This is a genomic window from Pseudarthrobacter sp. Y6 (assembly GCF_050156205.1).
Lineage (GTDB): Bacteria > Actinomycetota > Actinomycetes > Actinomycetales > Micrococcaceae > Arthrobacter.
This window is the reverse complement of the sequence record NZ_CP189574.1, coordinates 1-13494: the sequence shown is the minus strand read 5'-3', so window position 1 is coordinate 13494 and position 13494 is coordinate 1. Positions and strand designations below refer to the sequence as shown.

Annotated in this window: 11 protein-coding genes and 3 rRNA genes; 11 read left to right on the top strand and 3 right to left on the bottom strand. The window is 59.9% G+C overall.

Features of this window, described 5'->3' with window-relative positions; all coding sequences use genetic code 11:
* Position 1 precedes the first annotated feature (1 nt).
* Together ACQCSW_RS00070 and ACQCSW_RS00065 are read left to right on the top strand one after the other, a co-directional pair.
* Positions 2–817, top strand: a complete 816-nt coding sequence (locus ACQCSW_RS00070) for an ABC transporter ATP-binding protein (RefSeq protein ID WP_426988817.1) — start codon at positions 2–4, stop codon at positions 815–817.
* Positions 814–1854 (top strand): siderophore-interacting protein, encoded by a 1041-nt coding sequence (locus tag ACQCSW_RS00065; RefSeq protein WP_426988815.1) that lies wholly within the window; start codon positions 814–816, stop codon positions 1852–1854. Before ACQCSW_RS00070 ends, ACQCSW_RS00065 begins: the two co-directional genes overlap by 4 nt.
* Before the next feature lie 362 nt (positions 1855–2216).
* On the opposite strand, the gene ACQCSW_RS00060 is transcribed toward ACQCSW_RS00065, so the two are convergent.
* Positions 2217–2654 (bottom strand): glycoside hydrolase family 16 protein, encoded by a 438-nt coding sequence (locus ACQCSW_RS00060; RefSeq protein ID WP_426988813.1) that lies wholly within the window; start codon positions 2652–2654, stop codon positions 2217–2219.
* Between the two features lie 205 nt (positions 2655–2859).
* Positions 2860–3132, bottom strand: coding sequence for a hypothetical protein (locus tag ACQCSW_RS00055; RefSeq protein WP_426988811.1), 273 nt, complete (start codon positions 3130–3132; stop codon positions 2860–2862).
* Positions 3133–3730: 598 nt separating this feature from the next.
* Between ACQCSW_RS00055 and ACQCSW_RS00050 the strand changes: the two genes are divergently transcribed.
* Positions 3731–4579: an SGNH/GDSL hydrolase family protein gene (locus ACQCSW_RS00050; RefSeq protein WP_426988809.1), complete on the top strand. Its 849-nt coding sequence runs from the start codon at positions 3731–3733 to the stop codon at positions 4577–4579.
* Here the strand turns inward: ACQCSW_RS00050 and ACQCSW_RS00045 are convergent.
* Entirely contained in the window at positions 4576–4863 is a 288-nt protein-coding gene (locus ACQCSW_RS00045) for a YciI family protein (RefSeq protein WP_354252766.1), read from the bottom strand. The two genes, ACQCSW_RS00050 and ACQCSW_RS00045, sit on opposite strands and share 4 nt — an antisense overlap.
* A gap of 82 nt (positions 4864–4945) precedes the next feature.
* Here ACQCSW_RS00045 and ACQCSW_RS00040 point away from each other — a divergent pair, with 82 nt between their 5' ends.
* The 8 genes from ACQCSW_RS00040 to rrf all read left to right on the top strand — a co-directional run bounded on the left by ACQCSW_RS00040 (position 4946) and on the right by rrf (position 13431).
* A complete protein-coding gene (locus ACQCSW_RS00040) occupies positions 4946–5437 on the top strand; it encodes a MarR family winged helix-turn-helix transcriptional regulator (RefSeq protein ID WP_426988807.1) in 492 nt (163 codons plus the stop codon).
* 61 nt (positions 5438–5498) lie between these two features.
* A complete protein-coding gene (locus ACQCSW_RS00035; RefSeq protein ID WP_426988805.1) occupies positions 5499–6260 on the top strand; it encodes an SGNH/GDSL hydrolase family protein in 762 nt (253 codons plus the stop codon).
* A 253-nt stretch (positions 6261–6513) separates the two neighbouring features.
* Entirely contained in the window at positions 6514–6750 is a 237-nt protein-coding gene (gene rpmB, locus ACQCSW_RS00030) for a 50S ribosomal protein L28 (RefSeq protein ID WP_056342125.1), read from the top strand.
* Positions 6750–6917 carry a 50S ribosomal protein L33 gene (gene rpmG / locus ACQCSW_RS00025; RefSeq protein WP_013602737.1) on the top strand — a complete coding sequence of 56 codons (168 nt, stop codon included), beginning with the start codon at positions 6750–6752 and terminating at the stop codon, positions 6915–6917. Before rpmB ends, rpmG begins: the two co-directional genes overlap by 1 nt.
* Before the next feature lie 4 nt (positions 6918–6921).
* Positions 6922–7227 carry a 30S ribosomal protein S14 gene (gene rpsN / locus ACQCSW_RS00020; protein WP_026266887.1) on the top strand — a complete coding sequence of 102 codons (306 nt, stop codon included), beginning with the start codon at positions 6922–6924 and terminating at the stop codon, positions 7225–7227.
* A 658-nt stretch (positions 7228–7885) separates the two neighbouring features.
* A 16S ribosomal RNA gene (locus ACQCSW_RS00015) occupies positions 7886–9409 on the top strand.
* Positions 9410–9926: 517 nt separating this feature from the next.
* Positions 9927–13075, top strand: a 23S ribosomal RNA gene (locus ACQCSW_RS00010).
* A gap of 239 nt (positions 13076–13314) precedes the next feature.
* Positions 13315–13431: ribosomal RNA gene (gene rrf / locus ACQCSW_RS00005) — 5S ribosomal RNA — on the top strand.
* Together the 16S, 23S and 5S rRNA genes form the textbook arrangement of a ribosomal RNA operon.
* The last annotated feature ends 63 nt before the right edge of the window (positions 13432–13494 follow it).

Genomic DNA, 13494 nt, shown 5'->3' with positions numbered 1-13494 from the left:
CATGGCCGTTCTCAGCGCCCAGGACCTCACACTCAAATACGACCAGCGCTGCGTGGTGGACGGCCTCACGGCGGATATCCCCGAGGGCAAGGTGACCATGATTGTGGGCGCCAACGCCTGCGGTAAATCCACGCTCCTCCGCGGACTGTCCCGCCTCCTCAAACCGGCAGCCGGCGTGGTCACGCTGGACGGCAAGGACATCCACGCCCGCCCGGCCCGGGAACTGGCGCGCACCCTGGGCCTCCTCCCGCAGCACCCCACCGCGCCGGACGGCATCGCTGTCCGCGACCTCGTGGGCCGCGGGCGGTATCCGCACCAGGGCTTCTTCCGCAGCTGGAGCACCGAGGACGACGCCGCCGTGCAGCGCGCGCTCGAAGCGACAGAAACGCTGGAACTCGCTGAGCGGAACGTCGATGAACTGTCCGGCGGCCAGCGCCAGCGCGTCTGGATCGCCATGGCGCTGGCCCAGGAAACCGACGTGCTCCTGCTGGACGAACCCACCACTTACCTGGACCTGGCGCACCAGGTTGAAGTCCTGGACCTGGTCACGGATCTGAACCGCAAGCGCGGCACCACCGTGGCCATCGTCCTGCATGACCTGAACCTGGCGGCACGCTACGCGGACCATGTCATCGCCATGAAGGGCGGCGAGATCGTGGCCCTGGGCGACCCCATGACTGTTGTCACCGAAAGGCTGGTCCGTGACGTCTTCGGCCTTGAGTCCCGGGTGATTCCCGATCCCGTCTCGGGCACGCCCCTGATTATCCCCATCGGACGCCACCACACCACCGCAACCGAACTGGAGCTCGTTTCATGAAGACCCGCGACATCGCCGCCACCGAGCCCATGACCCTGGCTTTCGAGGTGACCGTTTCCTCGGTGCACGAGCTGAGCTCCAACTTCCGCCGGATCACCTTCGGCGGGTACTCGCTGCGGGACTTTGGCGTTAACGGCGACACCCTTGACCTGCGGATCAAACTGATGATCCCTTCCCTGGCAGAGGACGGCACGCAACTGCCCCTGCCGGTCTTCGAAATGGCGCAGGCCGGCTGGTACCGGGAATGGCTTGCCATGGACCCCGCCGTGCGCGGCTCCATGCGCACCTACACGGTCCGCCAGTCCCGGCTTGATGCCGTTTATCCGGAAATTGATGTTGACTTTGTGATGCATTTCGACGCCGACGGCCACGGTGGTCCGGCCGCGAATTGGGCCCTGAACGCCAAACCGGGCGATGCGATCACCATCATTGGCCCCAACAACCGTGCCGCCCAGTGCTACACCGCCGAGGTCTACGGCGGCATCGAGTGGCGGCCCGGAATGGCGGAGCGTATCCTGCTCGCCGGTGATGAAACCGCCATTCCCGCCATCTCCGCTATCCTCGAAAGCCTGCCGTCCTACATGACCGGCCACGCCTTCCTCGAAGTACCGGAGGCAGGCGACTTCCTCGACCTCAAGACGGACGCCGACATCGACATCACCTGGCTTCCCCGCGGTGCCGCCATCGGCCGCTCACGCCCGCACGGCGAGCTGCTCCAGGAGTCCGTCCGCCTTGCCGTTCCGGTGCCGGGCTGGGTGGGGATCAAAGCGTCCGACGGCGGCGCCGGCCCGGAGCCCGAGGACGTCAACGTGGACGTGGACATCCTCTGGGAGACGCCCGCGCGGATGGAGACAGCCGAAATCGAGGCCACCAAGAACCCCGCCATGCCCGCCGGCGCCATGCCCTTCTACGCCTGGATCGCCGGCGAGGCTGCCGTTATCAAGGACATGCGGCGCTATCTGGTGCGGGACGTGGGAATCGACCGGAAGCAGGTTGCCTTCATGGGGTACTGGCGCCGGGGGAAAGCGGAGGTCTAGCCGAGCGCGGGAACGCGCCTGGGGTTGAAGACGCCTAGCAGGTGTGGGAGTTTGCCCGTCCCGCCGAGGTACAGCACACCAAACTCCGGCTCGGTACGCCTCAACCGCTCAAATACAGCGAGAAACGAATCCTTCTGGCCCTTCCCCTACCACCGGGATCTTGATGAATCATCACCTTAACGAACCACGGTCGTTGCCACTCCCGAAAGTCAGGGTGTTGCAACGACCGCTGGAACTCGTCAGGTCCCGGTGGGTCTTTCTCATTTACTTCGTTGCCGCTCAGAGACTTGCGGCACCCCGCGAGTCGGCCCCGCGGCTATTCCAACCGTTCCCCGGCGAGCCCTCAGCCGGAGACGCCTGTCTTACCGGTAGACGCGGACCCAATCGACCTGCATCTGCGAGGGCTTGGTGGCGGAGCCGTCCGGGAACCAATCCAGCTGCAATGTCTGCTTCATGGCGACAGAGGGCTGGTGCGCCGGGTTCGTGTCAGTGAAGGTCTTTACTCCGTCGACGTATCCGGTGATGCCGGCCGGGGTCCACTCCACCGCGTAGTTGTGCCACTGTGTGCTATCGACGGGCGTCGCCGTTGTGGTCTGGAAATCCGCTCCACCACAGGCGTAGTGCAGGAAGAACCTCATCACGGTGGTGACTGTGCTGCCCTCGGCATAATCGATCTCGGCACAGTTCGGGGCACTGTTGTTGTTGAGGATCAGGACCGGGTGGTATTTCGGGTCCCGTGCATTGGTTTTCATGCGGGTTTCCCAGCGACCATACTTTTGCTGCGCGAACTTTGCCGACATGCCGCCTGTGGTGCCTGCGGCATCTCCGCTTACAGTGGCCACGTCGTTGGCGACTGACCAGGCCTGAGGACTGCGGATGCCTTTGCCTGCGTGCCCCGCACCGTTATAAACACTCCATTTTGTAGGGTCCGGTGCTCCGGTGTTGGAGAACTCATCTCCCGCCAGGACCGGGCCCCAACCGAAGGCGGTAGCTGCCTGCGCACCGTCACCCGTCGTCGCGAGACTCTGGCTGGCTGGGGGCGCCACCGTCGCCGGGGCCGCGGCAGGCGCGGGCGCCGGCGCCGAGGTGACGGCTGCCGCCGGGGTTGCCGCCGCCGCCGAAGCGGGGGTCTGGCCGCTGCTCGAAACCGTGGGCGCCGGAGATGCTGCGGCTGAAGACGCCGCGGCTGCGGTAGTTGGGGCTGCACTGGAAGGTGCCGACGCGCGGCCAGCCGAGGATGGGGCAGATGCCCCATTTGTAGTGGGGGCGACGCCGCACCCCGTCAAGGACAAAGCACCCATAGTCATTACGATGGCTATTTTTTTGAACAAGATACCCCTCCGGGCTTGGGACTTGAGCAAACGACTGTCGCAACTAAGCGATGGCGAGTGCGGAAAGCATCTATCGACCCCTTGGTAGGGCCGGAGCTAGCAGGCGCCGTCGATGGGCGCGTCGGGGCCCAGCGTTCGGGCGTCCGGGGCCCTGCATTAGGGCCAGCCGCAACGTTACCTGATCGTGATCTAAGCCCGCAAATATGTGACCAGAGGTTGTGCCACCTGGAGAGGGCTGGCAGTTTTCGCCGGTTCCCGCCGATTCTTGGGTAACAGGAGGTCGCAACTTATAGCTGTTTCCCGCGCCCGCCGGCGAACCGACACCTGTAAGAACCCAGCCACGCCAGAACAACTTGGCCGGTGATGCGCCCCAGGGAGGCCAGCGGCTCCGGCTCGATGGTCGGGTCACCTTCCAACGCTCGCTCATTTCTCACACGTTTTTCGCCAACGCTCCCTCTCATTCTGACGGCTGATTCCCAACGCCCCCTCACATTCTGTTGCTATCCGTTTACCTTGGCGTTTCTTTGGGTGGCTACTTTCGGTGGATGGGTTCTAATCCTTTGCTTCCGGACCGGGAGGGCAGGCGGGTATTTGTTGCTTTAGGGGACTCGTTTACCGAAGGTGTTGGGGACCGGGACGAGCGCCTCCCCAATGGCGTCCGGGGGTGGGCTGACCGGGTGGCCGAAAAGCTGGCCAAGGCCCAGCCCGGATGGGAGTACGCCAACTTGGCCATCCGGAGCAAGCGGCTCCGTCACATCATCAGCGAGCAACTTGAAGCGGCGCTTGCCATGGAGCCCACGCTCCTGACCCTCTATGCGGGCGGGAACGACATCCTGGACATCGGCACGGACATGGCCGCACTGATGGTCGACTACGAGAACGTGGTGGCCAAGCTCGCCGGAACCGGAGCCACGGTGGTCCTGTTCACGGGTTTCGACGTCAAGGTTTCGGCCCTCCTGGAGCCGCTGAGGAAGCGCAACACCAGCTATAACCAACAGGTGCGGGAGATCGCGGCCACGTATGGAGCAGTGCTGGTGGACTACTGGTGCCTGGACGCGTTCCATGACCGGCGGATGTGGGACGCTGACCGGCTTCACATGTCAAAGGCGGGCCATAAGTACCTCGCCGGGCAGGTGCTGGACCAGCTCGGCGTGCCGCACAAAATCCGCCCGAAGGACTGGGACCCGCAGGCTCGGCTCAGCCTGCGGGAGTGGGAGCAGCGGCAGCGGCGTTGGGTTAATGACTGGGTGCTGCCGCTCTTCGGCCGCAAAATCAGGGGCGTCACGCTTGGGGATACGCTGGCGCCGCGCTGGCCGGAACCCGTCAAGGTCCCGCGGAAGCGCGGGCTGAAGAAGCTGGCGGACAAAACCAGGGCAGAGGCGGAGAAGTCCTAGGTGTCCAGCAGGTTCTCGAAGCCCGGCGCCACCCTGTTGGCCGCGAACTCCATGATTTCGAATTCAGCCACTCCATTCGCGTAAAACGGGTCGTTGGCCAGGCTCGCCTCCAACGTTGGACGGTCCGCCCTGGACAGCAGCAACCCGCCCGTCCGGGGAACCTTGCGCCCGGCGGCGACAAAAACGCCGTCGTCAAAGGCCTTCTTCAGCCATTCAACGTGGCCGTCCAGATGGAACTCCACAATGTCTTCGGGCACCTTGTAGGTCAGCGACACAACATACATAGGGTCAGCCTACTCGGATGGGTCCACGGGAACTGGTGCGTCACTTGAACTCTCAACCACGCGCTGCTTCTAGAATGAACCCATGACCGAACCGCGCTGGCTCAATGCCGACGAACGCCGTGCCTGGCTGGCGTTGCTGAGCATCAACACCATGCTTCCCGCCGCCCTGGACACCCAGCTGCACACGGCCGGCAAGGTGTCATTGTTCGACTACAACGTCATGGCCATGCTGTCCGAAGCTGAGGGCCGATTCCTGCCGATGAGCCAGTTGGCCGCCCGCACCAGTTCGTCGCTGTCCCGGCTCTCGCATGTAGTCACCAAGCTGGAGAAACGGGGCTGGTTGGAGCGGCGGCCCCATCCAGGCGACGCACGCGTCACCACTGCCCACCTGTCCGACGCCGGCATGTCCACTTTGGTGTCTCTCGCACCGGGGCACGTGGAAGCGGTCCGCACCAAGTTCCTGGACGCCCTGACGGAGCGCGACATCCACGATCTGGCACGCATCGGCGAAAAGATCGTGGCCAGGCTTGACGATGACCACTGGATCCTCCGCGACACCGAAAGCCGGCCATAGGCCGTCGCCCTGACAGAGCCCCGTCTTGGTTGCTCCCGGCAACAGATGAAAGACTGACGCCATGGACTTTTCGACCCGGTATGTAGCGCTCGGCGACTCTTTCACGGAGGGGGTCGGGGATGCCGATCCCAGCCGGCCCAACGGCGTGCGGGGCTGGGCGGACCGCGTGGCGGAGCAGCTGGGCGCGTCGGATCCCGGCTTCGGCTACGCCAACCTGGCCATCCGCGGCAGGAAGCTCCGCCAGATCATGGCAGAGCAGGTGGACGCCGCCGTCGACCTTAACCCCACCTTGGTGACCATTTACGCAGGCGCCAACGACATTCTGCGGCCCAAGATCGACATCGACGATCTGCTGGCGGAGTACGACGCCGGCATCCGCAAGCTGGCTGCGATCGGCGCCACCGTGGTGATGTTTACCGGCTTCGACGCGCGAGGCTCCAAGGTTTTCAGCACCATGCGCGGCCGCACGGCCATCTACAACGAACTGGTCCGAGGCATCGCGGGGGATCATGGAGCGTTGCTGGTGGATTACTGGCGCTTCAACGAGTACTACGACTGGGGCATGTGGGCGCCGGATCGGATGCACATGTCCGCCGCCGGGCACGCCAACATGGCCAAACGCGTCCTCACCGTCCTGGAGCACGACCACTCGATCGAAGTCCCGCCCATGACCCCGGTGCCTGAGCTGAACCGGGCCGAAGCCGTCCGCGCAAACATCCGTTGGGTCCGCGAATTCGCCGGCCCGTGGGTGGTCCGCCGCGTCACCGGCAAGTCCTCGGGCGACGGCCTGGCGCCCAAGTACGCCCAGCTCACCCGCCTCTGACGCAACGCCCCCTTATACACCGCCCGAGCCCGGATTGGTCTTTAATTGCGTGAACTCGTAGACTTGGTAGGCGCTAAGTGCGCGGAGCGTGCGCAATTGCTCCGGTGGCCCGGTAATTTTCTCCAGGGTAGCCGGTAGTTAGGGGCTCAAGTTGCGTGACTAACCGTTCACCCTGATCACTTTGGGTCGCACTTAGCCGCATGATCCTGCAGCAGATATGCGGATCATTACATTCAATTCTTGAGGAGAAGTCATGGCAGCACACTGCCAAGTGACCGGAGCCGAGCCGGGCTTTGGGCACAGCATTTCGCACTCGCACCGTCGCAACAAGCGTCGGTTCGATCCGAACATCCAGAAGAAGCGCTACTGGGTTCCGTCCCTGCGCCGTAATGTCACGCTGCAGCTTTCTGCAAAGGGCATCAAGACCATTGACGTACGCGGCATCGACGTAGTCGTCGCCGCCATCCTTGCTCGGGGAGTGAAGCTCTAATGGCTAAGGACAAGGACGTACGTCCGATCATCAAGCTCAAGTCGACTGCGGGCACGGGTTACACCTACGTGACGCGGAAGAACCGTCGTAACGACCCGGACCGCATGGTTCTGAAGAAGTACGATCCCAAGATCCGTCAGCACGTCGAATTCCGAGAGGAGCGCTAAACACATGGCTAAGAAGTCAATGATCGCAAAGAACGAACAGCGTAAAGTCATCGTTGAGCGTTACGCTGCAAAGCGCCTCGAACTGAAGAAGGCTCTGGTTGACCCCAACTCGACCGACGAAGTTCGCGAAGCAGCACGCCTCGGCCTGCAGAAGCTTCCCCGCAACGCGTCGCCCGTCCGTCTGCGTAACCGCGACATCATCGACGGCCGTCCGCGCGGTACCTTCCAGAAGTTCGGTATCTCCCGTGTTCGCTTCCGCGACATGGCTCACCGCGGTGAGCTCCCGGGCATCACCAAGTCTTCCTGGTAATCCAGCACCGCTGATTCCAGCTGCTTGAGAAGGGCCGGCAACCGTTTGGTTGCCGGCCCTTCTGCGTTTAACAGCTGTTGCGGCGAGCGGTGTCGGCGGGTGTGCTGCAGCACACAGAAGTCACGTACGACGGCGGCGCCCGGCTTTGGGTGCCGATACCGGCTTTGGGCCCGGAACGGCGGGGTTTTGGGCCCTTGTGGGGGTGGATTTGCGGTGGGGGTTGGGTGGGTGTATTGTTTTCTAAGTCGCCGCGAGGGGAACAGCGAAGAGCTGGTTACCGCGGGCGGCCAAACCCCCTAATTCAAGACCAAATGTTGGTTGTTCTTTTGAGCGCCTCGGTTTGGTGGGGATGTGTTTTCTGCTGGTGCGGGTCCTGGAATATGGATTTGCATCGGGGCGGGAAACCGGGTAAGTTTGAAAAGTTGCTCCGGAGCGATCCACGGCCGATGAATGGTTGTGGTGGTGCCGGGTGTGTCTGTTGTTTGAGAACTCAATAGTGTGCCAAGTTTGTTGATACCAATTGTTTTATTGATTGGTTGTTTTGGCCAGGTCCGCCACCCCGTGGTTGGGTCTGGTTTTTACAGCTGGTTTCAAATTTTGCAGCCATTTTATCCCTGTTATTTCCGGGGTTGGTGGTTGTGTTCGTTTTTGTTTTACTTCAACGGAGAGTTTGATCCTGGCTCAGGATGAACGCTGGCGGCGTGCTTAACACATGCAAGTCGAACGATGATGCCAGCTTGCTGGTGGATTAGTGGCGAACGGGTGAGTAACACGTGAGTAACCTGCCCTTAACTCTGGGATAAGCCTGGGAAACTGGGTCTAATACCGGATATGACTCCTCATCGCATGGTGGGGGGTGGAAAGCTTTATTGTGGTTTTGGATGGACTCGCGGCCTATCAGCTTGTTGGTGAGGTAATGGCTCACCAAGGCGACGACGGGTAGCCGGCCTGAGAGGGTGACCGGCCACACTGGGACTGAGACACGGCCCAGACTCCTACGGGAGGCAGCAGTGGGGAATATTGCACAATGGGCGAAAGCCTGATGCAGCGACGCCGCGTGAGGGATGACGGCCTTCGGGTTGTAAACCTCTTTCAGTAGGGAAGAAGCGAAAGTGACGGTACCTGCAGAAGAAGCGCCGGCTAACTACGTGCCAGCAGCCGCGGTAATACGTAGGGCGCAAGCGTTATCCGGAATTATTGGGCGTAAAGAGCTCGTAGGCGGTTTGTCGCGTCTGCCGTGAAAGTCCGGGGCTCAACTCCGGATCTGCGGGGGGTACGGGCAGACTAGAGTGATGTAGGGGAGACTGGAATTCCTGGTGTAGCGGTGAAATGCGCAGATATCAGGAGGAACACCGATGGCGAAGGCAGGTCTCTGGGCATTAACTGACGCTGAGGAGCGAAAGCATGGGGAGCGAACAGGATTAGATACCCTGGTAGTCCATGCCGTAAACGTTGGGCACTAGGTGTGGGGGACATTCCACGTTTTCCGCGCCGTAGCTAACGCATTAAGTGCCCCGCCTGGGGAGTACGGCCGCAAGGCTAAAACTCAAAGGAATTGACGGGGGCCCGCACAAGCGGCGGAGCATGCGGATTAATTCGATGCAACGCGAAGAACCTTACCAAGGCTTGACATGAACCGGAAATACCTGGAAACAGGTGCCCCGCTTGCGGTCGGTTTACAGGTGGTGCATGGTTGTCGTCAGCTCGTGTCGTGAGATGTTGGGTTAAGTCCCGCAACGAGCGCAACCCTCGTTCTATGTTGCCAGCGCGTTATGGCGGGGACTCATAGGAGACTGCCGGGGTCAACTCGGAGGAAGGTGGGGACGACGTCAAATCATCATGCCCCTTATGTCTTGGGCTTCACGCATGCTACAATGGCCGGTACAAAGGGTTGCGATACTGTGAGGTGGAGCTAATCCCAAAAAGCCGGTCTCAGTTCGGATTGGGGTCTGCAACTCGACCCCATGAAGTCGGAGTCGCTAGTAATCGCAGATCAGCAACGCTGCGGTGAATACGTTCCCGGGCCTTGTACACACCGCCCGTCAAGTCACGAAAGTTGGTAACACCCGAAGCCGGTGGCCTAACCCCTTGTGGGAGGGAGCTGTCGAAGGTGGGACTGGCGATTGGGACTAAGTCGTAACAAGGTAGCCGTACCGGAAGGTGCGGCTGGATCACCTCCTTTCTAAGGAGCACCTACAGATCAGCTGCCTCATGTATGTGGGGTGGGGGGTTTGTCAGGAGTATATGCCCGTTGCGCAGACGCTAGTTCGCGGCGGGTGCTCAAGGGTGGAATATCAATGAATAGCGGCCGCTTGTTTTGCTCCTTGCCCAGTACGGATCCCCTCTTGAGGGTGTCCTGGAACGGTGTGGGTGTGGGGTGGGTGGTTTAGTGTTTGGCACACTGTTGGGTCCTGAGGCAACAGGGCCGGGGGATGGGGTCGTGGCTTTCGGGTTGCGGTTGTGTCTGTCGGGTTTGTTTGTTTCTGGTTTCCTGGCTGCATCGATCATGCGCGTTTGGCTCTTTTTGGGGCCTGTGTGTGGGGTGTGTGGTATGGGGTTGTTGTTTGAGAACTACATAGTGGACGCGAGCATCTTTTATAAGAAGCAATTTCCAAGAATATGAACCTGGATCTGTCTGCACCTTTGGGTGTGGGTGGTTTCCGTGGTTCTCTCGAAAATTAGCGTTTTTGATCTTTTGTGGTCAAGTTTTTAAGAGCACACGGTGGATGCCTTGGCATTAGGAGCCGAAGAAGGACGTAGGAATCTGCGATAAGCCTGGGGGAGTCGATAACCGGACTGTGATCCCAGGGTGTCCGAATGGGGAAACCCCGCCAGGGGCGCGAGCTGCCTGGTGACCCGCATCTGAACACATAGGGTGCGTGGAGGGAACGCGGGGAAGTGAAACATCTCAGTACCCGCAGGAAGAGAAAACAATAGTGATTCCGTCAGTAGTGGCGAGCGAACGCGGATCAGGCTAAACCGTTCCATGTGTGATAGCCGGCGGGCGTTGCATGGTCGGGGTTGTGGGACTTTCCGTACTGTCTCTGCCGGGACAGTGAGGTGTGATGTGCAGGCATAGGTGAACGGTCTTGAAAGGCCGGCCAGAGAGGGTGTGAGCCCCGTAACCGAAATGTTTTGTGCCGCCTGGAGAGTATCCCAAGTAGCACGGGGCCCGAGAAATCCCGTGTGAATCTGTCAGGACCACCTGATAAGCCTAAATACTCCCTAATGACCGATAGCGGACCAGTACCGTGAGGGAAAGGTGAAAAGTACCCCGGGAGGGGAGTGAAACAGTACCTGAAACCGTGTGCTTACAATCCGTCGGAGCATCTGCAGCTTGTCTGTATGGGTGTGACGGCGTGCCTTTTGAAGAATGAGCCTGCGAGTTAGTGTTACGTCGCGAGGTTAACCCGTGTGGGGAAGCCGTAGCGAAAGCGAGTCTGAATAGGGCGTTGCAGTGGCGTGATCTAGACCCGAAGCGAAGTGATCTACCCATGGCCAGGTTGAAGCGACGGTAAGACGTCGTGGAGGACCGAACCCACTTCAGTTGAAAATGGAGGGGATGAGCTGTGGGTAGGGGTGAAAGGCCAATCAAACTTCGTGATAGCTGGTTCTCCCCGAAATGCATTTAGGTGCAGCGTTGCGTGTTTCTTACCGGAGGTAGAGCTACTGGATGGCTAATGGGCCCTACAAGGTTACTGACGTCAGCCAAACTCCGAATGCCGGTAAGTGAGAGCGCAGCAGTGAGACTGTGGGGGATAAGCTTCAAGGTCGAGAGGGAAACAGCCCAGACCACCAACTAAGGCCCCTAAGCGTGTGCTAAGTGGGAAAGGATGTGGAGTTGCGAAGACAACCAGGAGGTTGGCTTAGAAGCAGCCATCCTTAAAAGAGTGCGTAATAGCTCACTGGTCAAGTGATTCCGCGCCGACAATGTAGCGGGGCTCAAGTACACCGCCGAAGTTGTGGATTTCAGATAATTAGCTAAGCCGCCCCCTTTGTGGGGTTGGTTCAGGCGTCTGGAGTGGTAGGGGAGCGTCGTGTGGGCAGTGAAGTCGCGGTGTAAACCAGCGGTGGAGCCTACACGAGTGAGAATGCAGGCATGAGTAGCGAAAGACGGGTGAGAAACCCGTCCGCCGAATGATCAAGGGTTCCAGGGTCAAGCTAATCTGCCCTGGGTAAGTCGGGACCTAAGGCGAGGCCGACAGGCGTAGTCGATGGACAACGGGTTGATATTCCCGTACCGGCGAAAAACCGTCCATGTTGAACAGGGGATACTAACCGCCCGATACCTGCCCGATCGCCCTTGTGGTGTGAGGGTTTTGGTGGAGCGCGGGACCTGATCCTGGGAGGCAAGCGTATTAACAGGTGTGACGCAGGAAGGTAGCCAAGCCGGGCGATGGTTGTCCCGGTCTAAGGATGTAGGGCGAACGGTAGGCAAATCCGCCGTTCATGATGCCTGAGATCTGATGGGACCCCCTCACGGGGGGATTTGGTGATCCTATGCTGCCGAGAAAAGCATCGACGCGAGGTTTTAGCCGCCCGTACCCCAAACCGACACAGGTGATCAGGTAGAGAATACTAAGGCGATCGAGAGAATTATGGTTAAGGAACTCGGCAAAATGCCCCCGTAACTTCGGGAGAAGGGGGGCCCCAACCTTGATGGACACTTGCTGTCCGGAGGGGATCGGGGCCGCAGAGACCAGGGGGAAGCGACTGTTTACTAAAAACACAGGTCCGTGCGAAGTCGCAAGACGATGTATACGGACTGACTCCTGCCCGGTGCTGGAAGGTTAAGAGGACCGGTTAGCCTTACGGCGAAGCTGAGAATTCAAGCCCCAGTAAACGGCGGTGGTAACTATAACCATCCTAAGGTAGCGAAATTCCTTGTCGGGTAAGTTCCGACCTGCACGAATGGAGTAACGACTTCCCCGCTGTCTCAACCATAAACTCGGCGAAATTGCAGTACGAGTAAAGATGCTCGTTACGCGCAGCAGGACGGAAAGACCCCGAGACCTTTACTATAGTTTGGTATTGGTGTTCGGAGTGGCTTGTGTAGGATAGGTGGGAGACGTTGAAGCCCGGACGCCAGTTCGGGTGGAGTCATCGTTGAAATACCACTCTGGTCACTTTGGACATCTAACTTCGGCCCGTAATCCGGGTCAGGGACAGTGCCTGATGGGTAGTTTAACTGGGGCGGTTGCCTCCTAAAAAGTAACGGAGGCGCCCAAAGGTTCCCTCAGCCTGGTTGGCAATCAGGTGTCGAGTGTAAGTGCACAAGGGAGCTTGACTGTGAGAGAGACATCTCGAGCAGGGACGAAAGTCGGGACTAGTGATCCGGCGGTACATTGTGGAATGGCCGTCGCTCAACGGATAAAAGGTACCTCGGGGATAACAGGCTGATCTTGCCCAAGAGTCCATATCGACGGCATGGTTTGGCACCTCGATGTCGGCTCGTCGCATCCTGGGGCTGGAGTAGGTCCCAAGGGTTGGGCTGTTCGCCCATTAAAGCGGTACGCGAGCTGGGTTTAGAACGTCGTGAGACAGTTCGGTCCCTATCCGCTGCGCGCGCAGGAAATTTGAGAAGGGCTGTCCTTAGTACGAGAGGACCGGGACGGACGAACCTCTGGTGTGTCAGTTGTACTGCCAAGTGCACCGCTGATTAGCTACGTTCGGATGGGATAACCGCTGAAAGCATCTAAGCGGGAAGCTCGCTTCGAGATGAGATTTCCATACACCTTGTGTGTGAGAGGCCCCCAGCCAGACCACTGGGTTGATAGGCCGGATGTGGAAGCGAGGACTAACGACTCGTGAAGCTGACCGGTACTAATAGGCCGATAACTTACACCACACACCACCCCCGTAAACCCATTTCAAAAGGGGTTTACACCACGGGGCGGTAAAAAGAAAACAAGACTGCTTGCGTCCACTATGTGGTTCCCAGACAACAAACCCGTCCACGGACGGCACGTTGCACAGGGAACAAAAACACAACACAATAACAACACCACACCTGCAACAACAATTGCAGGGCATGTTGTAACCAGATTTCCCACACACCCCCTTTTCGGGTGTGACGGGTCGAAGGGTTACGGCGGTCATAGCGTGGGGGAAACGCCCGGTCCCATTCCGAACCCGGAAGCTAAGACCCACAGCGCCGATGGTACTGCACCCGGGAGGGTGTGGGAGAGTAGGTCACCGCCGGAACATCATTACGGTCGAGAGCCTCCAGACACACGTCTGGAGGCTCTCCCACTTAACCACCACACC